This window comes from Pseudomonas sp. C11, from assembly GCF_034683865.1.
GTDB lineage: Bacteria > Pseudomonadota > Gammaproteobacteria > Pseudomonadales > Pseudomonadaceae > Aquipseudomonas.
The window spans coordinates 182,047-205,412 of sequence record NZ_JAWIIP010000008.1 but is presented as its reverse complement, the minus strand read 5'-3'; the positions used below and the strand labels follow the sequence as shown (position 1 = coordinate 205,412).

The 23,366-nt window shown below is 64.5% G+C and carries 22 protein-coding genes; 16 read left to right on the top strand and 6 right to left on the bottom strand.

The window, feature by feature from the left end; translation table 11 throughout:
* Window positions 1-17: 17 nt before the first annotated feature.
* The 6 genes from VC352_RS14705 to VC352_RS14680 form a co-directional block, all read right to left on the bottom strand.
* Window positions 18-1,199, bottom strand: coding sequence for an MFS transporter (locus tag VC352_RS14705; RefSeq protein ID WP_322980299.1), 1,182 nt, complete (start codon window positions 1,197-1,199; stop codon window positions 18-20).
* 21 nt (window positions 1,200-1,220) lie between these two features.
* Entirely contained in the window at window positions 1,221-2,213 is a 993-nt protein-coding gene (locus VC352_RS14700) for a transporter (RefSeq protein ID WP_416340182.1), read from the bottom strand.
* 190 nt (window positions 2,214-2,403) lie between these two features.
* Complete coding sequence (locus VC352_RS14695) at window positions 2,404-3,621, bottom strand: CynX/NimT family MFS transporter (RefSeq protein ID WP_322980298.1); 1,218 nt, start codon at window positions 3,619-3,621, stop codon at window positions 2,404-2,406.
* A 93-nt stretch (window positions 3,622-3,714) separates the two neighbouring features.
* The gene (locus tag VC352_RS14690; protein ID WP_416340187.1) at window positions 3,715-5,058 is read right to left on the bottom strand and encodes a DUF1329 domain-containing protein; all 1,344 of its coding nucleotides are present in this window, start codon (window positions 5,056-5,058) and stop codon (window positions 3,715-3,717) included.
* Window positions 5,059-5,093: 35 nt separating this feature from the next.
* Window positions 5,094-6,872 carry a DUF1302 domain-containing protein gene (locus VC352_RS14685; RefSeq protein ID WP_322980296.1) on the bottom strand — a complete coding sequence of 593 codons (1,779 nt, stop codon included), beginning with the start codon at window positions 6,870-6,872 and terminating at the stop codon, window positions 5,094-5,096.
* A 101-nt stretch (window positions 6,873-6,973) separates the two neighbouring features.
* Window positions 6,974-7,642, bottom strand: coding sequence for a TetR/AcrR family transcriptional regulator (locus VC352_RS14680; protein WP_179622656.1), 669 nt, complete (start codon window positions 7,640-7,642; stop codon window positions 6,974-6,976).
* Window positions 7,643-7,727: 85 nt separating this feature from the next.
* On the opposite strand from VC352_RS14680, the gene VC352_RS14675 reads away from it, so the two are divergent.
* From VC352_RS14675 to pcaC, 16 genes are all read left to right on the top strand, one after another.
* Window positions 7,728-9,326 carry an FGGY-family carbohydrate kinase gene (locus VC352_RS14675; RefSeq protein ID WP_322980295.1) on the top strand — a complete coding sequence of 533 codons (1,599 nt, stop codon included), beginning with the start codon at window positions 7,728-7,730 and terminating at the stop codon, window positions 9,324-9,326.
* The gene (locus tag VC352_RS14670) at window positions 9,323-9,955 is read left to right on the top strand and encodes a class II aldolase/adducin family protein (protein ID WP_322980294.1); all 633 of its coding nucleotides are present in this window, start codon (window positions 9,323-9,325) and stop codon (window positions 9,953-9,955) included. The genes VC352_RS14675 and VC352_RS14670 overlap by 4 nt, the downstream gene beginning before the upstream one ends.
* A gap of 13 nt (window positions 9,956-9,968) precedes the next feature.
* The gene (locus VC352_RS14665) at window positions 9,969-11,435 is read left to right on the top strand and encodes an aspartate aminotransferase family protein (RefSeq protein ID WP_322980293.1); all 1,467 of its coding nucleotides are present in this window, start codon (window positions 9,969-9,971) and stop codon (window positions 11,433-11,435) included.
* Window positions 11,432-12,049 carry a hypothetical protein gene (locus tag VC352_RS14660; RefSeq protein WP_322980292.1) on the top strand — a complete coding sequence of 206 codons (618 nt, stop codon included), beginning with the start codon at window positions 11,432-11,434 and terminating at the stop codon, window positions 12,047-12,049. The genes VC352_RS14665 and VC352_RS14660 overlap by 4 nt, the downstream gene beginning before the upstream one ends.
* A gap of 68 nt (window positions 12,050-12,117) precedes the next feature.
* On the top strand, window positions 12,118-13,050 hold the full coding sequence (gene pcaQ / locus VC352_RS14655) for a pca operon transcription factor PcaQ (RefSeq protein WP_322980291.1): 933 nt from the start codon (window positions 12,118-12,120) through the stop codon (window positions 13,048-13,050).
* Window positions 13,051-13,177: 127 nt separating this feature from the next.
* Window positions 13,178-13,897 carry a protocatechuate 3,4-dioxygenase subunit beta gene (pcaH, locus tag VC352_RS14650; protein ID WP_322980290.1) on the top strand — a complete coding sequence of 240 codons (720 nt, stop codon included), beginning with the start codon at window positions 13,178-13,180 and terminating at the stop codon, window positions 13,895-13,897.
* A 12-nt stretch (window positions 13,898-13,909) separates the two neighbouring features.
* Window positions 13,910-14,518: a protocatechuate 3,4-dioxygenase subunit alpha gene (gene pcaG / locus VC352_RS14645; RefSeq protein WP_322980289.1), complete on the top strand. Its 609-nt coding sequence runs from the start codon at window positions 13,910-13,912 to the stop codon at window positions 14,516-14,518.
* Window positions 14,487-15,518 (top strand): cell division protein ZapE, encoded by a 1,032-nt coding sequence (zapE, locus tag VC352_RS14640; RefSeq protein ID WP_322980288.1) that lies wholly within the window; start codon window positions 14,487-14,489, stop codon window positions 15,516-15,518. Before pcaG ends, zapE begins: the two co-directional genes overlap by 32 nt.
* A gap of 34 nt (window positions 15,519-15,552) precedes the next feature.
* On the top strand, window positions 15,553-16,500 hold the full coding sequence (locus VC352_RS14635; RefSeq protein WP_322980287.1) for an AEC family transporter: 948 nt from the start codon (window positions 15,553-15,555) through the stop codon (window positions 16,498-16,500).
* 175 nt (window positions 16,501-16,675) lie between these two features.
* Window positions 16,676-17,521 (top strand): IclR family transcriptional regulator, encoded by an 846-nt coding sequence (locus tag VC352_RS14630; protein WP_322980286.1) that lies wholly within the window; start codon window positions 16,676-16,678, stop codon window positions 17,519-17,521.
* 113 nt (window positions 17,522-17,634) lie between these two features.
* On the top strand, window positions 17,635-18,486 hold the full coding sequence (locus VC352_RS14625) for a CoA transferase subunit A (protein ID WP_322980285.1): 852 nt from the start codon (window positions 17,635-17,637) through the stop codon (window positions 18,484-18,486).
* Window positions 18,486-19,268, top strand: coding sequence for a CoA-transferase subunit beta (locus tag VC352_RS14620; protein WP_322980284.1), 783 nt, complete (start codon window positions 18,486-18,488; stop codon window positions 19,266-19,268). Before VC352_RS14625 ends, VC352_RS14620 begins: the two co-directional genes overlap by 1 nt.
* Complete coding sequence (gene pcaF / locus VC352_RS14615; protein WP_322980283.1) at window positions 19,265-20,470, top strand: 3-oxoadipyl-CoA thiolase; 1,206 nt, start codon at window positions 19,265-19,267, stop codon at window positions 20,468-20,470. Before VC352_RS14620 ends, pcaF begins: the two co-directional genes overlap by 4 nt.
* A 257-nt stretch (window positions 20,471-20,727) precedes the next feature.
* Window positions 20,728-22,080: a 3-carboxy-cis,cis-muconate cycloisomerase gene (locus VC352_RS14610; protein WP_416340181.1), complete on the top strand. Its 1,353-nt coding sequence runs from the start codon at window positions 20,728-20,730 to the stop codon at window positions 22,078-22,080.
* Window positions 22,081-22,089: 9 nt separating this feature from the next.
* Entirely contained in the window at window positions 22,090-22,878 is a 789-nt protein-coding gene (gene pcaD / locus VC352_RS14605) for a 3-oxoadipate enol-lactonase (protein ID WP_322980282.1), read from the top strand.
* A gap of 27 nt (window positions 22,879-22,905) precedes the next feature.
* Window positions 22,906-23,301 (top strand): 4-carboxymuconolactone decarboxylase, encoded by a 396-nt coding sequence (gene pcaC, locus VC352_RS14600; RefSeq protein ID WP_322980281.1) that lies wholly within the window; start codon window positions 22,906-22,908, stop codon window positions 23,299-23,301.
* The last annotated feature ends 65 nt before the right edge of the window (window positions 23,302-23,366 follow it).

Below are 23,366 nucleotides of genomic sequence, written 5' to 3'. Positions count from 1 at the left end.
CTGTGAACGGCTGAGAATCAGGCGGCCTGTGCCACCAGTCTGCTCTGCTGAGCGCGAGAACGTTGGCGGAAGCGTGCAACCACCACGAGCGCGATCAACAGGGCCAGGATGTAAGTACCGGCGGCCAGCCAGCCGACCGCGCGCAGGTTGCCGCCACCGACCACCAGTGCCGCGCCCAGAAGGCCAGCCCCTTGGCCGATGAAGATGGCGGCGTTGCCGAGGCCGGCGAGGCGTCCACTGGGATCGAGTTCGGCGGTCATGGAAAACAAGTAGGGCAAGCTGAAGAACCAGCCGAGGTGGATCAGGCCAGCGGTGATGGCGAATGCCAGCGGGCTGGTGCCGTAGACCATGATCAATGTGGCGACCAGCGCTACGCCGAAGCCGAACAGTTGTGGCAGGAGCAGGCCGATACGGCGTTTGATGATGCCGGCCAGCCCGGCGCCGATGGCCCCGGCGAGAATGCTGGCACCCAGGATGGCGCCAATTTGCTGAGGCTCCAGGCCGATGCTCTTGCCGATGCGCTCCTGATACACCCACAGCGCCGAATGGCCGAAGAACAGCAGGGCGAACAGCGAGATCAGCAGCAGGGCGGTGATCGTCAGCGGCGGCTCGCTGGTTTCGCTTTGCTCGACCAGGTCATCATATCGTTCTGGGATGCGTCCGAAGCCGAGCAGGGCGATGACGCTGGCGCCTACCAGCACCATGAACACCCCCGAGATACCGGCGGCCTGGAGCACGAAGGGTGTCGAGGACACCAGTAGCATGCCCCAGAGCAGGTTGCCCATGTTGATCACGGCGAAGGTCGAGTCCTTGGCGCTGCGCAGCGCAGCGGTGGCATACACCACCGCCATCACCGAACCCCCGGCGAGCCCACTGAGCAGGCGGCTGCCGACCAATGCCATCCAGCTATTGGCCTGGGTGCTCAGCAAATTGCCGACAACCAGGGCGATCAATGCCAGCAGTACGAACTTGCGGCGGTTGACATGTGGCATCAGCAACGCGCCGATACCACAGGCCAGGGCCATTGCGATCAGTTCGGCGGCGAAGATGGTGCCGATGGCATTCAGCGGGATCGCCAATTGGTCGACGAAGGCGCCGCCCAGAATCGGTTGGATCTGCAACGTGCCCAGGGAAATCACCATCATCATGCAGATGGCTGAGAGGGTTTTCTTGCTGTTGACGGCGTCGAGCGCATTCATGACTGCTGTGCCTCTCGGTGATCAGAACGCATGCGCAAAGCGCACTTGGACGGAGAAATCGTTCTTGGCGCGGTTCTCGACATTGGTTTCGTGGTAGGCGTTTACCCAGAAACCGTCGCCTTCGCTGATTTTCCAGAACAGGCCAGGGCCGATGCCCATGACCTTTTCGCGAGAATCTTCCAGGCGATCACCGTTCACCTTGTCGTCGCTCAATTGCTTGAAGTAGTAGCCGTTGATGCCGACTGACAGGTTCGGGATGACTTCATAGGACGCCGCAAAGTTGAGCCAGGCCGACTTGCCTGCTTGCGTGTCTTGTACCACTTGCCCTTTGAACGGAACCGGCGAGCTGCTGGCCGGGTCGTCGTTCTTGAAGTTGTAGAGGTAGTACAGGCGCCAGCTCAGTTCCCAGCGCGGGGCTGGCATCCAGGTGGCCGCCCAGTAGGGGTTGAGCGAATAAGTATTGGAGCCGGGGTTCAAGTCCTTGTGCTCGTCGTACTTGCCGGTCGGCAGGATCACATCGAATGCCACCCGCTGAACGAATACCGGGCGGCCATGCGCGTCGACGATGGGATCGAACTGGATTTGCGGGCCGGTGGTGATATCGCCCATACCCAGCGAATTGTCTTTGAGCTGCGCACCCGCATCACCGAATTCGCCATCCAGGGATACGATTGGCACTACCATGCTCCAGCCCAGGTGAGCACCACCGCCTATGGTTTCGGGTGAGTAGTAGCTGAACTGGTTGAGCAGGGTGATGACGTTCAGCTTGGGGTCGTCGAGTGCGGTGTTCTCTTTCCCGTTGCTGCCTTTGAACGAGCTGGCACTGTCGTATTTCAGGTAAGCCAGGTAGCTCAGGCCGGGTGGGCCGGCGAAACCGTCATAGAAACTGGTGTTACCCAGGTTGATGCCCGATGGCTGGCCAACGCTGGGCGGAGGTGGGCCATCGGCTGCTACGGCCATGTCGAGTGTTGCGAGGGCGATGAGTCCTAGCGTGGTGACAAGCAAGGTTTTCATGGGTATGGGCTCTTATTTTTGGACTTGTGAGCTGAGCGCAATCTAGATTGCACAACTGCAATGTAAGTCCGATGAGCCTGGCGTTCTTGTGCAGGTAGGACACGTTTGTCTGGGCGTGCCATCACCTGCTGCTAGGTTGTATTGATGCTGTCGTTTTGCTGTCGTGGCAGGTTCGACTCGATATGTAAGCTCAGAGTCGGCGCATGGACCTGCACAACGTCACGATCAGCGTCTGCAGCACTGCCAGAATGGTGAGGAAGACGATCACATAAGCCCAATGGCCAAGCGCAGCGTGGATCAGTACCGCCAGGCCCATGCCGCTACCTGCTCCCAGGTTGCCCGCCAGGGTGATGAGCGCGTTGGCCTGTGCGGCCTGTGCCTTGCCGGCGATCTGTTCGGACATGGCGATCAGCAAGGCATAGCCCGGTAGTTGGCAGGCGCCCAGCAGGGCGGCGTAGAGCAGGACGAAGGTGGGCGCCGTGGCGTAATAGAGCAGACATAGCATGGGGATGACGCACACGCCGCAGCCGGCGAGTACGATGAATTTGCCGCCGACACGCTGGGCCAGCGAGTCGATGAACAGCGAGCCGATCACACCGGCGAGGATCATCAGTGCTCCTGCCGCCGAGAGCGTCTCGGCGCCCAGCCCATGCTCCGTCAGCATGGGTTCCAGGCTCAGCGCCAGGGCGTTGAACAGCCCGCATCCAGCCAGGGTCGTGAGCAATACCGGGCGCATGCCCGTTGAGCGAAACAGGTGCACCAGGCTCATGTTCTGCGCCGGTTCTCCACGCGGGGAGGGTGGCGCGCTGGCGCTACACAGCCAGAGCAGCCCGGCTGGAAGCAGCCCGACCAGGCCGGTGATGAGCAGGCCCTGAGCGATTCCGGTCTTCGCCACGAGCATGGGTGGCAGGGCAAGCCCCATCGCCAGCCCGAGGAACAGGCCGGCGGTGGCGATGCCGATGGCCGTTCCGCGTTCGTGCTCTTCGAACCACTCGATTGCCATGCGCGAGATGCCGTTGAGCAGCAGGGGTTGGGAGATGCCGATGAGCAGTTGCCCGAGCATCAGGCCGAAGAAACTGTCATCGACGCGCAGCGGCAGTGACAGCGCCAGTACGCCGCTGCCCAGCGTCATGCCACGCCTGAAACCTGCACGGTCGATCAGGCGTCCCGCCGGAACGGACAGCAGGATGCAGAGAATGGGGATGATCAGGATGCTCAGGCTACTGGCGAGCTCACCCAGGCCGTACTGCAGCTGTATCTGTGTCTGCTGCGGGATGAGAAAGCACACCTGGGTCTGGTTGGCGCAGAGCACCAGGGCAAAGAGCAGAGCCACGGCCCAGCGCCGCTTGGCCGGTGCCAGGGGCGTTGCGGCCGTCAATGGGATGGCCGTGCATGAGGAGTCGTTCATGGTCGCAGGGCGCCTCGGCGTCGTTCAGGGGAGAACCGGAGCGTTGCGCCCCGGTCACTGGGCGGGAATCGGGCATTCCCGCCGCATCGAGCCTCACTGCGTGCCGGTGCGGCGCAGCGTGGCCGGGGTCCAGTAGCCAGGAGGCGGTGCCGGAAGGAGGAACTGGCGAGGTGCCTTTTCGCTGTTGCGCAGACCGATGGCGGTATAGGTGCGGGCGTTGAGGTCGTGGTACACGACGTTGACTGGCGTGATGGTGGGCACTTCGTAGGCGTTCTTGCTGAACGCCAGGTTGATGTGCCAGAGCGCGCCGCGCGAGTCGTAGTTCTCCACCATCAGGGCGTACCAGCTGTCCTCGTCGAGGTAGAAGCGGCGCTTGGCATGCACGTGGCGTTGGCCCGAGCGCAGCGTGGCTTCGACGATCCACACGCGGTGCATCTCCCAGCGCGTGTAGTCCGGGTTCAGGTGGCCGGGCATGAGCAGTTTTTCCGCGGCGACGCCGGGCTGCTCCATGGCGTAGTTGTGATAGGGCACGAGCAAGGCCTGCTTGCCGACCAGTTTCCAGTCGTAGCGGTCGGTGGCGCCGTTGAACATGTCGGTATCGTCGGCATAGATGCCGTCGTTGGGTGTGTCGTAGGCCAGTGTGGGCGCGCGGCGCACACGACGCTGCCCCGGGGTGTAGACCCAGGCGGCCCGTGGTTCTTCGACCTGGTTGATGAAATCGCGCACCAGCAGCTTGCGCCCGGCCTCGCGTGACGGTGGCAGCAGCTCGCTCATGAAGTTCTGCAGCACGTTTTCCAGGGTGCCGACGTTCTTGCTGGGGTCGTAGTAGTTGGAGAGCATCTGCATGCGTTCGCGGATGATCGAATAACTACCACTGGTGGTGACCTGCGCGGTGTTGGCGATCTCATCGATGTAGCGGCCCTGCCAACGGGTGATGTGGTTCCAGATCGCTTCGCGGCCATCGTTGGGGATCGGGAAGGGGATCCCGGCGTAGGCGCCGCTCAGGCCGTTGCCGCCTTCGACCAGGGTGGCATTGAGGGCGTTGCGCTGGGTGTTCTGGTAGATGTCGTCAGGGGCTGCCACGCTGCGGTGGCTGGGGTAGACCGGAATCTTGAAGGTAGTGGGGAAGGACTTGAGCAGGGCCTGCACACCGGGGCTGAGATTGCTCTCGTCTGCGGCCATGTTCTGCGCATCGATCACGCGCAGCGGCTTTTCATCGGCGAAGGGATCGACATGGAAGCTGCCGGGGCCTTGGTACCCGGCGGGTGGCGTTTTCAGGCCGCCGGTCCATTCGGGGATGCCCTTGGCGGCATCGCCCTGGCGCTCGGCGCCGAACGGCGTGAGCGAGTTGCCGAGCTGAGCGGCACGTTCTTCGCTGACCTTGGCATGAGCGAGCAGCGGCACCTGCAGGCCGATGGCGAACAGCAGGGCACTCATGCACAGAACATTCTTATTCATTGTTGTTTCCGCCCTCAGAAGGAGTAAGAGACGTTGAGCGCGAGGTGGTCGCGATCGATGAGCGAGTTGTCTTTGCGTGCGCCCCAGAACGAGGTGTAGGCCAGCTTGCCGCCGAACCTGTCGCTGTACTTGAGGCCGAGTTCGAGCGTGGCCGACTTGCGCCCCTGCACGAAGTTTTCGTTGATCGTCGGCGAGGTGCCGGAGACGTCCTGGCGGAAGGTGATGGCGGGCATCAGGTCGAGGTTCGGTTGCACGTCCTGGATCAGGCCGGTGAAGTTCACCGTGTAGCCCCAGGCGAACGAGTCCAGATAGGCGTAGTTGACCGAATCCAGCAGGCTGCCGGGCACATGGTTGAAGGCCGCTTCGGCCAGCATCGTCAGGTCGTCCAGGCCGGCGGTCGGGCCGAAGGTGTGGATGGCCGATACCGAGCCGGTGTAGAGCTCGTGGCGCTTGTACAGATCGATGCTGCGGCGTCCGTCGTTGTTGGAGCCGTCACCGAACTCGCCGAGATCGATGCCGACGCCGCTGGCACCGCCTGCGGTCAGCGCGCCCTCGGCCAGTTGTTCCAGCTCGTAGGTCATGGACGGCTCCAACGGCGCGTTGGGGCGGTAGGTCAGCTCACCGGCCAGGCTGGTATCGCCGACCGTACCGGAAACGCTGAAGCCGAACAGGCGGATGTCTTCGGGGTAGATGAAGTCGTAACGGCTGCTGTCGAGAAAGGCCAGGCCATCGACCAGCGGCACCGAGGTGGGGTCGAACGTCTGGGCGAAGCCGCACAGGTCGGCAAAGCGGCCTCCGCTGCCAGTGCTGCAAGCGCCGGACACGCCCTTCTGCAGGCGCAGGAACGGCACCTTGCTGTGGTAGTTGAGGTAGTAGAGGCTGAACTCGGTGTTGTTCCAGTCCTCGACCATGTAGCGCAGGGCGAAGCCGTACTGGCCGTCGTCATGTGCGTCATGCTCGCGGCCGTAGCGAGCGCCGGCGACGATGCCGTTTTCGCCGTTCAGCCCCGGTACCAGCTCGGCCAGTGGCCCCAGTTGGTTGCGCAGGTCGATCAGCACGCCATTGCTGCCTTTGCCGAAATAGTCCTGATTGTTGAAGAAGGCGCCGGTTGGCATCACTTCATGGCCCTTCCACTCGAGCCCGTAGAAGGTCTCGACACTGAGCGCGTCGGTCAGGCCGAGCTGGGCCGAGATCATGTTGGTCGGCAGCAGTGCGTCCTTGAAGCTGGCGTTGGGCAGCACCACGCGGCCCTGATCCACCGGGTTGATCACGTTGAGCCCGTCGGCGTAGAAGATGCCTTCGCCCCAGTTCAGCACCTGGCGGCCGAGCCGCACGCTCACCGGCATCTCGCCCAGGTAGCGGTTGGTGTAGAGGTAGGCGTCGAGCAGGCGCGCGCGATGCCCGGAGCGGTTCTTCAGGTCGGACGGGTAGCGCGCGTCGCTGTCGGTGTTGTGCGTCGCGAAGCCGTCGCCGGTGGGGTCGTTGTCCATGATCTGGGTGTCGTACCAGGCGGTGCCACGGACGAACAGACCATCCTGCTGGGTGCGTACGTGCAGCTCCGAGGTCAGCTTGAACTCATTGGAGACGAAGCCCTTGTCGTAGTACTCGCTACCGTCGTTGTTGTTGATGAAGATGTTCTCGCCACCGCGCTCGATGTGCTCGGGCGAGCCCGTGCGGTAGATCGAGGTGAACTCGGCGACGCTTTCCAGGGTGGTGGTGACGTTCGGCCCGGTGTCGATCTGGAAAGCTGGCGCCTTTGCCCCACAAAGGCTAAGCCCCACAACCAATGCCATCTTTTTCTTCTTATGCAACATGGTGACCTCTGCTTGCGCTCGAAATGACCGCCGACACCTGAGGCTTTTGCGGGCGCCAGCGCCCGCGCGAACGCCAGGCGCTAGCCGGCCGGTTGGGTGAGTGAACCGACGGTGCTGCTGTGAATGAGTCGAAGGCTGTCCTTGAGCTGCCTGATGCGCGCCGGGCGCTCTTCTTCAGGCAGCGTCAGGATCAGTTTGGTGACCGCTGTGGCGCCTTCGGTGAGTAGCAGCGCCAGGCCTTCGGCCTGCGTCGCGTCGAGCGACGGATTGCTCACGCGGAACGTGGTCGCCAGCACCTGCGCGGCGCGGAAGGTGTCCTCACGGTTGAGTTCGCGCAGCTCCGCCGACGCGGCGACGCAGCCCCAGATCTCGACGAAGCCGGGGTGGCTGCTCTGGATGCCCACCATCAGGTCGATCAGGTGTTCGATCAGCGCGCCCGAGTCGGCGGGCGTGGTCGGGTCGCTGACGGTCTTGAGCACCTCTTCCAGGGACGCGTTGATGGCGGTGGTGTAACGCAGCCAGACCTCCTTGGCGATCGACAGCTTGGTCGGGAAATACATGTACAGCGAGGCGATGGGCAGGCCGGATTCGCGGGCGATCTCGCGCATCGAGACGGCCTCGTAGCCATTGGCGGCGATCAGTTGCAGTGAGGTATCGAGAATCGCCTCGAGCCGCGCCTGGCTGCGCTCCTGCTTCGGCACCCGTGGTTTGCGGGTCTTTTTCGGATCGCTTGACAAAGTTTCGGTCACCCCTACATCCTCTTAAAACATGAGCAATGCTTATGTTTTAGCCCGAGCGACAAAAAATGGGAAGAGCAAAGAAAAAAAATATGAGGTGGCTGCCTTGAGCTCTGATGATCCTTTGGTGCTTGCCGTTGACCTCGGCAGCTCCGGTTGCAAGACGGCGCTGGTCAGCCTGGACGGGCGCGTCACCCGCTTCGCCTTCCGCCCCGTGCGCACCCATGTATTGCCGGGCGCCGGCGTCGAGCAGTGCCCGGAAGACTGGTGGCAGGCGTTGCTGGAGAGTGCCGAAGAGGTGCTGGATGGGGATGCCGCCGTGCGCCGGGCGGTGGTGGCGATGGCCTGCTCCTGTCAGGGCGAGGGCACCTTGCCGGTGGATCGCGAGGGCAATCCGCTGGCGCGCGCCCTGCTGTACATGGACATGCGCGGGCAGCAGGCGGTACGGCGCCGGGTTGGCGGCGCGCTGCCGCGAGTCGCCGGCTACGATCCACTCAAGCTGTGGCGCTGGCTGCGCCTGACCGGCGGCGCGCCGGCGCTGTCAGGCAAGGACAGCTTCGGCCATATCGCCTTCATTCGTGATGAGCTGCCGGCGCTGTACGAGCGCACCGACAAGTTTCTCAACGTGCTCGACTTCATCAACCTGCGCCTGACCGGCCGCCTCGCTGCCACCGTCGATTCGGCGCTGTGCAACTGGGTCACCGACAACCGCGACCCTAGCCGTATCCGCTATGACGAGCGCCTGCTCGACATGGCCGGGCTGCGGCGCGATCAGTTGCCCGAACTGGTGCGCTGCCAGGAGGTCATCGGCACCTTGCTGCCGGCGGTGGCCGAGCGCCTCGGCCTGTCGTCGAGCCTGCCGGTGGTCGCAGGGGCGGTCGACAACACGGCCGCCGCACTGGGCTCCGGTGCGGTCGCCGATAACACGCTGCACCTGTACATCGGCACCTCCTCGTGGATCGGTGCGCATGTGGCGAAGAAGAAAACCGACGTGTTCCGGCAGATCGCCGCCGTGCCCTGCGCGTTGCCTGACCGCTACCTGATGATGGCCATGCAGTCGGCCGCCGGGGCCAACCTGAGCTTCCTGCGGGATCGCATCCTCTACGCCAAGGACGCCCTGCTGCAGAACGAGGCGGGGCCTGACGTCTATCGCATCCTCGATGAAGTCGCCGCCGGTGTGCCTGCCGGTTCGCGCGGGTTGCTGTACCTGCCCTGGCTGATGGGCGAGCGCAGCCCGGTGGATGACGCGAACCTGCGCGCGGGCTTGGTGAACATGACTCTCGAACATGCCCGCGAGCACATGGTGCGCGCCTTCCTCGAGGGCGTTGCCCTGAATACGCGCTGGATGATGCAGGCCGTCGAAGCCTTCATCGGCCATCCGACCGAGGCGATCACCCTGGTCGGCGGTGGCGGGCAGTCGGAGGTCTGGTGCCGCATCTTCGCCGACGTACTCGGCGTCACCGTGCGCCTGCCCGAGCAGCCGATCCAGGCCAATGCCCGGGGCGCGGCCTTCCTGGCCGGGGTCGGTATTGGCGCGATGAGCTTTGCCGACATTCCCGAGCGGGTGGCGATCCGCCGCTCCTTCGAGCCGGACAGCGCCCGGCATGCGCTCTACGACTGCAGCTACGAGAACTTCCGCGCCGCGCACAAAGCGCTCGCGCCTTTCTATGCACAACTGAATCGAGGTGCTCAATGAGTCTTGAACAGCGGGCCAGGGAAACCGTGGTGCGTACCGCCGTGGCGATGGCCGACAAGGGCTTTCTCGCCGGTATCGGCGGCAACCTGGCGCTGCGCATCGACGCCGAGCGCTTCGCCGTCACGCCCTCGGCCAGTGATTACTACGCGATGTCGCCGGCGGACATCTGCATCCTGCGCCTGGATACGCTGGAGCAGCTTGCCGGTGACGGCAAACCCTCCGTCGAAAGCGGATTGCACGCCCGCATGCTCAAGGCGCGCCCCGACTGCCAGGCCAGTCTGCATACCCATCAACCGATCGCCAGCGCCTTCACCCTGCTTGGCCGGGCCTTGCCGATCAGCGGTGTCGAGGCCCGTCGGGTGATCGGTCGGCAGGTGCCGATGTGCGCCTACGGCCCTTCCGGCTCCGGGCTGTTGAGCTGGCTGATTGGCCGCCGCGTACGACCCGATGTGAATGCCTACCTGATGCGCAACCACGGTGCCATCGGCATTGCCAGCACCCTGGAGCAGGCTGGGCGGGTCATGGAATTGCTGGAGCAGGAGGCGCGCGACTGGTTCTGCCGCGCGCTGCATGCGCAGCCCAACCACGCACTGTGCCGGCACGCCCTCGCCAGCCTCAACGACTATTAAAAGGACAGCCACAATGAACGCTCCCACTGCCCCGATTCCCGCCACCTCCGGCATCTCGCGCTGGCCCGACACTGCAGCCGTCGATGCCCGGCTCAAGGCGCTGATCACGCAACCGATCCGCCCGATCCGCCGCGAGCACATGCAGAAGGTGCACGATTACTTCGAGCACAACTGTCGTGCCTCCAAGCAGCTCGCCGGTCGCGCTGCCGAGGTCATTCCTGGCGGTATCCAGCACAACCTGGCCTTCAACTATCCCTTCCCGCTGGCGATGAAAAATGCCCTGGGCGCTCACCTGGAAGATATCGACGGCAACCGCTATATCGATTTCCTCCAGGCCGGCGGCCCCACGCTGCTCGGCAGCAATGACCCGGTGGTGCAGGAAAAGGTGATCGAGACCCTGCGCGAGTGCGGGCCGGTCACGGGGCTGCTGCACGAGTACGAGGTCAAGCTGGCGGAACTGGTCTGCAAGCACGTGCCCTCGGTGGAGATGTTCCGCATGCTGGCCTCCGGTACCGAGTCGGTGATGGGCGCCATCCGCCTGGCCCGTGCCTATACCAACAAGAAGTGGATCATCAAGATCGGCGGCGCCTATCACGGCTGGAGCGATCAGGTGGTCTACGGCATGCGCATTCCCGGCACCGGCCGGCGCGAGGCGCTGGGCATCCCCAGTGGCTCCACGAGTTACACCCAGGAAAGCTTCCCCAACGACCTGGCGGCCATCCGCCGCCGCCTCTGGCTCAACCGCCTGCGCGGCGGCACGGCGGCGATTATCGTCGAGCCGCTGGGGCCGGAAAGCGGAACGCGGCCGGCCCACAAGGACTTCAATGCCAACCTGCGCAAGCTCTGCGACGAGTTCGGCGCACTGCTGATCTTCGATGAGGTGGTCAGCGGCTTCCGCGTCGGCATGGGCGGTGCGCAGGGCTACTTCGGGGTGATGCCGGATCTGACCATCTTCGGCAAGTGCCTGACCGGCGGCTACCCAATGGCCGGCGGCATCGGCGGGCGCCGCGACATCATGATGATGCTCGCCGGCGGCATCGGCGGCAAACAGGGCAAGCGCGCCTTCGTTGGCGGCACCCTGACGGCCAACCCGCTGTCCTGCGTGGCGGGTTACCACACCTTGCTGGAAATGGAAAAACGCAACGCCTGCGCCATCGCCGGTCGGGCGGGTGATCGCATGGCCACCGGGCTGGCGCAGATCATCGAGCGCCTGGGCCTGCCCTACGTCGTCTACAACCAGGGCTCGGTGGTACACCTGCAGACTTCCGGTGTGCTGCTGCTCAACGTGCGCAACCCGATCCAGCTGATGCGCGAGGTGAATCCGCGCAAGCACATGATGGAAGAAATGGGCGCCGCCTACATGGCGCATGGTCTGGTGACGCTGGCTGGCAGCCGGCTCTATACCAGTGCTGCCGATACCGACGAGATCGTCGACGAAGCCCTGAACCGCTTCGAAGACGTGTTCAAGATGGTGATATGAGCATGCAGGACGAACTGATCAAGGCCGCCGCGCGGCTGAGTGGTAAAGGCCTGCTCAATCGACAGGGCGATGCGCTGTCGATGCGTCTGGTTGGCGAGGGCAAGATGCTGTTTCTGGAGCCGGGTGGTGTGGTGCGCAGCCTCGACCTGAATGACCCCGGCACGGGTGTCGCCGCCACGCACGCCCAGGCGTATCGGACGCGGGCGGATGCTGGCGCCGTAGCGACGCTGAGCCCGCGCTGGAGCCTGCAACTGGCGGGGCTGGACGAAGCGATGCCGGGCATCTTCGATGAACAGGCCCGGCACTTGGGGCGCAACTGGGCACCCACGCAAGCCGGGAAGTTGGCCGAAGCCCTGGCGTCTGGCGGCAATGCCGGCCTGGTCGACGGCCGTCTGCTGGTGCTCGGCATCACGCGCAATCGCCTGCTGTTCAATGCCGAGTTGTTCGAGAAGTGCGCGATGGCCTACGTGCTGGCGCGCCTCGGTGGCGGCCGGGTCAGCAAGCTGCCCTGGATCGTGCGCAAGGTCGCCGGTGGACGTCTGCTCAAGGATGAGGCCATGGCCAGCGCCTGCCATGCCCGTGGGCAGCGCAGCCCTGAGCCGAGTGGCTACTGAGCGCTGCATGACTGTGAGTCGCTGACGCTTTGCGGCATCATCGCAGGCGTCCGCCTCCGGTGCCCCTGATGAACATCGACACCCGTATCAAGTTTCGCCACCTGCTGTGCTTTCTCGAAATCGCTCGCCAGCGCAGTTTCGCCAAGGCGGCCGATGCCCTGGCCGTGAGCCAGCCGGCCATCTCCAAGACGCTCAAGGAACTGGAGGAAATCCTCGACGCCAGCCTGTTCGAACGGGGCAAACAGGGCGTCAGCCTGACCGCTGCGGGTGTGGCCTTCATGCGTTACGCCGGCCCTTGCGTGCAGGCGTTGCGCGATGGCGTGAACAGCCTGCGCGACGGCGAACACGAGGCAGGGCAGGTGCGTGTCGGTGTGCTCTCTACCGTCGAAAGTCTGCTGATCCCCGAGGTGGTGCGGCGTCTGCACGAGCGGCATACGGCGCTTGTGGTCAGCGTCGCCACCGGGCCGGGGGCCTATCTGCTCAGCCAGTTGCGCGTTGGTGAGCTGGATCTGGTGATCGGCCGCATGACCGACAGCCCGGACATCCAGGGCCTGACCTTCGAACACCTGTATAGCGAGTCGATGACACTGGTGGTACGGCCGGGCCATCCGTTGCTGGTCGTCGGTGAGGAAGCGCTCGGACAACTGGGTGATTACCCATTGGTATTGCCGACAGCTGGCACCACCATCCGCAAGCATGCCGACAGCCTGTTCGTGCAGTGCGGCGTGACGCCCTCGCGCCAGCGTCTGGAAACCCTGTCGCCAGCGCTGAGCCGGCGCTACGTGCTGTGCAGTGACGCGCTATGGGTGGCGCCGCAGGACGCGGTTTGTCTGGATGTGCAGCGTGGCGAGCTGATCGAGCTGCAGTTGCATGTGCGTGAGCCGGGCGGTTCGGTGGGCATCTGCCGTAATGGCGCTCTGGGCCTGCCGCTGGCCGCCGAGCGCTTCTGCGATGTGCTGCGCGAAGTGGCGCAGGCCTACCGGGAAGGTGTCTTTCCATAACCTATTGGTTATGTATTGGCGGCATCTTTTCAATTTTCAGCCGGGCTGCCTTGATCGAGACTGCGCTCAATGCCCCGAGGAACATGTCCTTGGGGCGACTCCACAATACCCATAACAGGAGTGCGCAATGCCTGCCGAGGACAATCGCCGTTTCGTCATTCGTGACCGTAACTGGCACCCGAAAGCCTTCACCCCCGACTACAAGACCTCCATTGCCCGCTCGCCGCGTCAGGCGCTGGTGAGCATCCCGCAGTCGGTTTCTGAAACCACCGGCCCTGATTTCTCGCACCTCAAGCGTGCTGAGCACGACAACGACCTGCTGCTCAACTTCAACAACGGTGGCCTGCCCATCGGTGAGCGCATCATCGTTTCCGGCCGGGTGATGGATCAGTACGGCAAGCCGATCCCGCATACCCTGGTGGAAATGTGGCAAGCTAATGCCGGCGGCCGCTACCGGCACAAGAACGACCGCTACCTGGCGCCGCTCGACCCCAACTTCGGTGGTGTTGGCCGTGCCCTGACCGACAGCGAAGGTCGCTATATCTTCCGCACCATCAAGCCTGGCCCTTATCCGTGGCGCAACAACCCCAATGACTGGCGTCCGGCACATATCCACTTCTCCATCAGTGGCCCGTCGATCTCCACGCGCCTGATCACCCAGCTGTATTTCGAGGGTGACCCGCTGATTCCGCTTTGCCCCATCGTCAAGTCCATCGCCAACCCGGACGCGGTGCAGACGCTGATCGCCAAGCTGGACATGGCTACGGCCAATCCGATGGATTGCCTGGCCTATCGCTTCGACATCGTGCTGCGTGGCCAGCGCCAGACCCATTTCGAAAATAAATAAGGAGGGATGACCATGCCTGTTGAATTGCTGCCGGAAACCCCTTCGCAAACTGCCGGCCCCTATGTGCATATCGGCCTGGCCCTGGCTGCGGCCGGCAACCCGACCCGCGAGCAGGAAATCTGGAACCAGATGGCCAAAGCCGATGCGCCGGGTGAGCACATCGTGCTGGTTGGCCACGTCTACGACGGCAATGGCCACCTGGTACGCGATGCCTTCCTCGAACTGTGGCAGGCCGACCATCAAGGCAACTACGACGAGGATTACGACCAGTCCAAAGCCTTCAACGGCTTTGGCCGTACCGCTACCACCTTTGATGCCGGTAGCGAGTGGTTCGCCTACACGGTCAAGCCGGGTGTGGTGAAAAACGCCGCCGGTGTACCGATGGCGCCGCATGTCAACGTCACGCTGTTCGCCCGTGGCATCAACATTCACCTCAATACCCGTCTGTATTTCGAGGATGAAGCCGAGGCCAACGCCAAGGATCCGGTGCTCAATCTGATCGAGCAGCCCGAGCGTCGCCAGACGCTGATCGCCAAACGTTGCGAAGTCGATGGCAAGCCGGCCTATCGCTTCGATATCCGCATCCAGGGTGAGGGAGAGACGGTCTTCTTTGACTTCTGAGTTGTATCAGCAGGCCTCACGCTCGATCGCGGCGCGAGGCCTGCATCTGGATGACGCCCAAGAGCGCATGCTTGTCCGTCTGGCCGATTGGCTGCAGGCGCGCTTGCGGCCGTCTGCCTGGTGGCGGCGAACGGCGGCTGGCGCGTACCTCTGGGGTGGCGTCGGACGCGGCAAGAGCCTGTTGCTGGCGGCGTTGTTCGAGGCCGCACCCGTGGCCCATAAACGCCGCGTTCACGTACATGCGCTGCTGCAGGAAGTGCAGCAACGCATGCTGACCCATGTTGGGCACGCCGATCCTCTGTTGCGCGTGGCCGATGAGCTGGCCAGCGAAGCGCGCCTGCTCTACCTCGACGAATTTCATGTGCACGACATCGGTGATGCGATCCTGCTTGGTCGCCTCTTGCAACCTTTGATCGCGCGCGGTTGCATCCTCCTGTTCAGCTCCAACTACGCCCCCGCGCAACTTTGCCCAAACCCGCTGTATCACAGCCGTTTCAAACCCTTCGCCACGCTGCTGGAAAAGCGCTGCCTGGTGCTGGAAATGGATGCCGGTGTCGATTATCGCGCGGCCAGTACGCAGCACTGGGGCCTCTACCTGCAGGCGCCGACGAGTCGTCTGCAGGAGCGCCTGGGGCATCTGCCCGCCACCGTGCAATTGCCGCTGGCGCGCCGCAGCCTGACACTGCGCGGCATGGACGCTCGCACCCTGTGGCTGGATTTTGCCGCGCTGTGCCAGCAACCGCTGGCCAGCAGTGACTACCTGCAGCTATGCCAGCGCTTCACCCACATCGTCCTCGGTGAAGTGCCCGTGCTGGCGCGCTGCTCGCTGGATGAGCAGCAGCGCCTGGTCAATTTCATCGACATCGCCTACGACAGCGGTCGCGAGCTGTGGCTGCACAGCACGCATGCGCTGGACGAGCTATGCACGGGCGTCGCCCATGGCGACTTCTCAAGAACGCGCAGTCGTCTGGCTCAGTTGCGCCTCGAGTGTGCGGCATGACACCTTCCGATCTTTGTCGACGCGAGCCCCTGGCATGCTGGCTGTTCTGAGCATCACCGCCCCTATCTTCATCATCATCGGCCTGGGCTTTCTGTCCGCCCGTATCGGCCTGGTCAATCGCGAGCAGGCCCGTGGCATGGGCACCTTCGTCATCCACTTCGCGCTGCCCTCGCTGGTGTTCAAGGCGCTGGTCGAGCGCAGCCTGGGCGAAGTGCTCAATTGGCCCTACCTGGGCGCCTATGCCCTGGCCTCGCTGAGCCTGTTCGGCTTTGGCCTGCTGCTGACGCTGCGTTGGCGCGGGCAGAGCCTGTCTTCCAGTGCGATTCTGGCCATGGGCATGTCGGTGTCCAACAGCGGTTTCATCGGCTACCCCATCGCGGCCATGGTCATCGGCCACACGGCCGCGCTGGCCATGGCACTGGGCATGCTGGTGGAGAACCTGCTGATGATTCCGCTGGCGCTGGCCATTGCCGAGGCTGGCCGCCAGGGCGGGCAGGGGTGGACAGTGGTGCGCGAAACGCTGCTGCGCCTGCTGCGCAATCCGCTGATCATCGCCATCGTGCTGGGCTTGAGCATGTCGCTGCTGGAGCTGCGCCTGCCGGTCGTCCCAGCGCGGGCGATCGAGATGCTGGCGGGGGCATCGGCGCCGTTGGCGCTGTTCGTCATCGGCGCTTCGCTCAACGGGCTCAAGGTCGGTGGCATGGCCGCCGATGTGGCGCAGGCCTCCATCGGCAAGCTGATCCTGCATCCGTTGCTGATGTTCACCGCGTTGTGGCTGATGCCGGGTGTCGATCCGGCACTGATGGTCGCCGGCCTGCTGTTCGCCAGTGCGCCGATGATGAGCGTGTTTCCCATCCTCGGTCAGCGCTTCGGCCTCGAAGAACGCTGTGCCGCCGCTCTGGTGGCCTGCACCGTGCTGGCCTTCTTCAGCGTCAGCGCGGTGCTCGCGTTGCTGCGCTGGCAGGGATTATTACCAGGCTGAAGCCTGTAGGAGGCGCTTCAGCGGCGAGCTTCTATTGGGTATCGACAAGCCAATTCGAATCTACGGCAGTCGCGACTGAATCCCCTCCCACGGGCCACCTGTTTTCGCCTATTTACGATAACCGCACGATGGTTCGATAATCGCCAGGTGCTGTAAGCCCTGCTTCGGAGGCCCCATGAGCGAAACCCGTCCGCCCCTTGCCAGCCTAGCGCCACCTCCCTACGTGTCGCCGGCCAAGCGCATCGAAGAGTTCGCCGGCGACCCCAATTTCATGACCTCCCTGGCCCGTGGTCTGGCGGTGATCAACGCCTTTCAGGAGCGCAAGCGCCACCTGACCATCGCACAGATAAGCCACCGCACCGAGATACCGCGCGCGGCCGTACGCCGCTGCCTGTATACGCTGATGAAGCTGGGCTACGTCACCACCGACGGGCGCACCTATTCGCTGCTGCCCAAGGTGCTCACGCTGGGCCATGCCTACCTATCTTCGACACCGCTGGCAGTGTCCGCGCAGCCGTTTCTCGACCGCCTCAGCGAGCAACTGCACGAGGCCTGCAACCTGGCCACGCTGGAAGGTGAGCAGGTGCTCTACATCGCCCGCTCGGCGATTCCCCAGCGGCTGATTTCGGTGGATCTGAGCGTCGGCAGCCGCCTGCCGGCCTACTGCACATCGATGGGGCGCATCCTGCTGGCCGCGCTGGACGATGACCAGTTGCAGGACTACCTGGCCCACGCCGAGTTGCAACCCAAGACCAGCCGCACCCTGCACACCCCCGAAGCGCTGTGGGAATGCCTGCAGCGCGTGCGCCACCAGGGCTGGTGCGTGGTCGATCAGGAGCTGGAGCAGGGCCTGCGTTCGCTGGCGGTGCCGGTCTACGATTCGGCCGGTCATGTGCTGGCCGCGATGAACATCAGCACCCACGCCAGCCGCGTGCCGACTGCCGAGCTGGAGAAGCGCTTCCTGCCGTTGATGCTCAGTGCTAGTCGCGAGTTGAGCAGCCAGTTGTTCCGTCCGACCTGAAAATGGAAGTCGTTCGATAATCGCCCCGTATGGCGATTATCGGATTGTTCTCCTTCGGGTCGTTTTTTAAGGTGGCAGTCACCCGGTAACTGCCACCTGACGAGAACACCACGATGGCCGACATCATCACCCTGCGCGAGGCTATTTCGCGCCATGTCCACGACGGCGATTGCATCGCCCTCGAAGGCTTTACCCACCTGATTCCTACTGCCGCTGCTCACGAGCTGATCCGCCAGGGCAAGAAAGACCTGCACCTGGTGCGTATGACCCCGGACTTGGTTTATGACCTGCTGATTGGCGCCGGTTGCGCGCGCAAGCTGACCTTCTCCTGGGGCGGCAACCCTGGTGTCGGCTCGCTGCACCGCCTGCGCGACGCAGTCGAGAAGCACTGGCCGCACAAGCTGGAGATCAGCGAGCACAGCCACGCCGCCATGGCCAACGCCTATGTAGCTGGCGCTTCCAACCTGCCGTTCGCCGTGCTGCGCGGCTACCAGGGCTCCGACCTGGTCAAGGTCAACCCGGACATCAAGTTCATCGAATGCCCGTTCAGCGGTGAGAAGCTGGCGGCGATCCCCAGCGTGCGCCCGGACGTCACCGTGATCCACGCGCAGAAGGCCGACCGCAAGGGCAACGTGCTGATTCAGGGCATCCTGGGTGTGCAGAAAGAAGCCGCCCTGGCCGCCAAGCGTTGCATCGTCACCGTCGAAGAAATCGTCGACGACCTTGAGGCGCCGATGAACGCCTGCGTGCTGCCGACCTGGGCCATCAGCGCGGTCTGCGTGGTACCCGGCGGTGCCCATCCGTCCTACGCCCATGGCTATTACGAGCGTGACAACCGCTTCTACCAGGCCTGGGACCCGATTGCCCGCGACCGTGAAACCTTCACCGCGTGGATCGATGAATACATCCGCGGCACCGAGGATTTTGCGCAGTACCAGGCGAAGGTTAACGGGGAGGCCAAGTGATGAGCGCGTTCAACACCAATGAAATGATGACCGTGGCAGCCGCACGCCGCCTCGGCAATGGCAGCGTCTGCTTCGTCGGCATCGGCCTGCCGTCCAAGGCCGCCAACCTGGCGCGCCTGACCCACGCCCCGGAAGTGGTGCTGATCTACGAATCCGGCCCCATCGGCGCCAAGCCGAGCGTGCTGCCGCTGTCCATCGGTGACGGCGAGCTAGCGGAAACCGCCGACACCGTGGTGCCGACCGGCGAAATCTTCCGCTACTGGCTGCAGGGCGGGCGCATCGACGTCGGCTTCCTCGGCGCAGCCCAGGTCGACAAGTACGGCAACATCAACACCACCGTGATCGGCGACTACAACGCGCCGAAAGTGCGCCTGCCGGGTGCCGGTGGCGCGCCGGAAATCGCAGGCAGCGCGAAGAAGGTGCTGATCATCCTCAAGCAGGGCCATCGCACCTTCGTCGACAAGCTGGCCTTCATCACTTCGGTCGGCCACGGCGAGGGCGGTGACCACCGCAAGCGCCTGGGCCTGCCGGGCGACGGCCCGGTGGCGATCATCACCGACCTGTGCATCATGGAGCCGGAAGCCGGTACCAATGAGTTCATCGTCACCTCGCTGCATCCGGGCGTGACCCGCGAGCAGGTGATCGAGAACACCGGCTGGCAGATTCGCTTCGCCGACAGCGTGACCACTACCGAGGCGCCGACTGCCGAGGAGTTGGCTGCACTGCGTGACCTGGAAGCGCGTACCGCCACCGCTCACGGTCAGGCTGGAGGTGACGAATGAGCCGCGACGTATTTATCTGCGACGCCATCCGCACGCCGATTGGCCGCCTCAATGGCGCGCTGTCGGCGGTGCGTGCCGACGACCTGGCGGCGATTCCGCTCAAGGCGTTGGTCGAGCGTAACCCGCAGGTCGACTGGTCGGCGGTCGATGAAGTGTTCATGGGCTGCGCCAACCAGTCCGGCGAAGACAACCGCAACGTGGCGCGCATGGCGCTGCTGCTCGCCGGCTTGCCGGAAACGGTGCCGGGCGTGACCCTCAATCGCCTGTGCGCCTCGGGCATGGAGGCGGTGGGCGCCGCCTTCCGCGCCATCGCTTCGGGGGAAATGGAGCTGGCCATCGCTGCAGGCGTCGAGTCCATGACCCGCGCGCCTTACGTGATGGGCAAGGCCGACAGCGCCTTTGGCCGTGGCCAGAAGCTGGAAGACACCACCCTGGGCTGGCGCTTCGTCAACCCGCTGATGAAGGCGCAGTATGGCGTCGACCCGATGCCGGTCACCGGTGACAACGTCGCCGAGGACTACGGCGTCAGCCGCGCCGACCAGGACGCCTTCGGCCTGCGCAGCCAGCAGCGGGCGGCGGCCGCTCAGGAGAGCGGTTACTACGCCGAGGAAATCGTCCCGGTGGTGATCAAGACCAAGAAGGGCGATATCGTCGTCGACCGTGACGAGCACCCGCGTGCCGACACCACCGCCGAAGGCCTGGCCAAACTCAAGCCGGTCAATGGTGAAGGCAAGACCGTCACTGCCGGCAACGCCTCGGGCCTCAACGATGGCGCCTCGGCGATGATCCTGGCCTCGGCTGAAGCAGTGCAGAAGTACGGCTTGAAGCCGCGAGCCAAGGTGCTGGGCATGGCCAGCGGCGGTGTGGCGCCACGCATCATGGGCGTCGGCCCGGTGCCGGCGGTGCGCAAGCTGTTGGCGCGGCTGAACCTGAGCATCGAGCAGTTCGACGTGATTGAGCTGAACGAAGCCTTCGCCGCCCAGGGCCTGGCCGTTACCCGTGACCTCGGTCTGCCGGACGACAGCCCCAAGGTCAACCCGAACGGTGGCGCCATCGCCCTCGGTCACCCGCTGGGCATGAGCGGCAACCGCCTGGTGCTCACCGCCGTGCACCACCTGGAAAAGACCGGCGGCAAACTCGGCCTGGCAACCATGTGCGTGGGTGTCGGCCAGGGACTGGCGCTGGCCATCGAGCGGGTGTGACGGCCTGCCGAACGCTGTAGGGTGGGCTTTAGCCCACCATTTACGGCGGTGGGCTAAAGCCCACCCTACTGCCTGAGTTCATCATGGTGGGCTGAAACGGATCTCCGCCCGGCCCACCTTACGACTTGTGGGAGGCGCTTCAGCGGCGACGCTTTTAATCCGTCGCGGCTAAAGCCCCTCCCACGGACACCCTCCGTGCGCGGCGCCGCCGGTTGATGCCACACTAGCCGTACATTTTTCCCAGGAGCGTTGCGCGCGTGAGCAACCAACTTTTCGATGCCTATTTCACTGCGCCGGCCATGCGCGCGATCTTCTGCGACGCCGGGCGAGTGCAGGGCATGCTCGATTTCGAGGCCGCCCTGGCACGGGCCGAGGCGCGCGTGGGGCTGATTCCCGCCGAGGCCGTGGCGCCCATCGCGGCCGCCTGCAAGGCCGAACTCTACGATTACCCGGCGCTGGCCCAGGCTATCGCCACTGCTGGCAATTCCGCCATCCCGCTGGTCAAGGCACTGGGCAAGCGCATCGCCGCCACTGACCCCGAGGCCGAGCGCTACGTACACCTTGGCGCTACCAGCCAGGACGCCATGGACAGCGGCCTAGTGCTGCAACTGCGCGCCGCCATCGGCCTGCTGGAAAGCGATCTGTCGCAGCTGGCCGATGCCCTGGCGGCGCAGGCCGAACGCCATATCGACACCCCGCTGGCTGGCCGCACCTGGCTGCAACAGGCGACGCCGGTCACCCTCGGCATGAAGCTGGCCGGCGTGCTCGGTGCGATCACCCGTCATCGCCAGCGCCTGAGCGAACTCAAGCCACGCCTGCTGAGCCTGCAGTTCGGCGGCGCTTCCGGCAGCCTGGCGGCGCTCGGTGATACCGGCTGGTCGGTCAGCGGTGCACTGGCGCAGGAGTTGGAACTGACCCTGCCCGAGCAGCCCTGGCACACCCAGCGCGATCGCCTGGTGGAATTCGCCAGCCTGCTGGGGATGATCGCCGGCAGCCTGGGCAAGCTCGGTCGTGACCTCAGCTTGCTGATGCAGACAGAAGCCGGCGAAGTCTTCGAGCCGTCAGCGCCGGGCAAAGGTGGCTCGTCGACCATGCCGCACAAGCGCAACCCGGTTAGCGCCGCGGTGCTGATCGGCGCCGCCACCCGCGCGCCGGGCCTGGTGGCGACCATGTTCAGCGCCATGCCGCAGGAACACGAGCGCAGCCTCGGTCTGTGGCACGCCGAGTGGGACACCCTGCCGGAGCTGTGCTGCCTGGTCTCCGGCGCCCTGCAGCAGTCGCTGCTGGTGGTGCCGGGGCTGGAGGTGGATGCCGCACGTATGCGCGCCAATCTGGAGCTGACCCAGGGCCTGGTGCTGGCCGAGGCGGTGAGCATCGCCCTGGCGCAGAAAATCGGCCGCGACGCGGCTCATCACCTGATCGAACAGTGCTGCAAAAAGGCGGTGCGGGAGGGCGTTCATCTGCGCGCGGTGCTCGGCGCCAATGCCGAGGTCAGCGCACAACTTTCTGCTGACGAGCTGGATCGCCTGCTCGATGCAGCCCATTACCTGGGCCAGGCCCGCCGCTGGGTCGAGCGGGCCGTTGCCGAACACACGCAATTTTCCTCTTAGGAGTTGTCCATGCCTGCCGTACGTCTCGCCGATGGCGATCTGAACTACCTGCTCGAAGGCCCGGCCGGTGCGCCGGTGCTGGTGCTGTCCAATTCGCTGGGTACCGACCTGCACATGTGGGACGCCCAGATCCCGGCCTTCACTCAGCACTTCCAGGTGCTGCGCTACGACACCCGTGGTCACGGCGCCTCGCTGGTCAGCGAGGGCCCGTACAGCATCGAACAGAACGGCCGCGACGTGCTGGCCCTGCTCGATGCGCTGGGCATTGCCAAGGCGCATTTCTGCGGCCTGTCCATGGGTGGCCTGATCGGCCAGTGGCTGGGCATCAACGCGCCCGAGCGCATCGAGCGCCTGGTGCTGTGCAACACCGCCGCCAAGATCGGTGCGCCGGAGGTGTGGAACCCGCGCATCGAAACCGTGCTGGCCGGTGGCGCGCAGGCCATGCGTGATCTGCGTGATGCGTCGATCTCGCGCTGGTTCACCGCCGACTTCGCCGAGTCCAATCTGGACAAGGTCGAGCCCATCGTCGGCATGCTGGCGCAGACTTCGCCCGAAGGCTACGCAGCCAACTGTGCGGCGGTGCGTGATGCCGATTACCGCGAGCAGCTCGGCAACATCAAGGCGCCGACGCTGATCGTCTGCGGCAGCGGCGATCCGGTCACCACGGTCGAGCATGGCCGCTTCATGCAGGAGCGCATCGCAGGCGCCGAACTGGTGGAGTTCCACGCCGCGCACCTGTCCAACGTGCAGGCCGGCGATGACTTCAGCCAGCGCGTGCTGGTCTTCCTGACTGCCTGAGCACACGCCTTCTTCGAGGATTGATCGATGGATGAGAAACAACGCTACGACGCCGGCATGCAGGTGCGCCGCGCAGTGCTGGGCGATGCCCACGTCGACCGCAGCCTGCAGAACCTGACGCCGTTCAACGAAGAGTTCCAGGAGATGATCACCCGTCATGCCTGGGGCGATATCTGGACGCGCCCGGGCCTGCCACGTCACACACGCAGCCTGATCACCATCGCCATGCTCATCGGCATGAACCGCGAGGGCGAGCTGACGCTGCACTTGCGCGCGGCGAAGAACAACGGAGTGAGCCGCGAAGAGATCAAGGAAGTGATCATGCAGAGCGCCATCTACTGCGGCATCCCGGCGGCCAACGCCACCTTCCACCTGGCCGAAGCCGTGTGGGACGAGCTGGGCGTCGAATCGCTGGAAGACTGATTCCTACGAGCAATGCAGCGCTGCCCGAACCACGCATTCGGGCGGCGCTTTTTTATGCCCGCCAT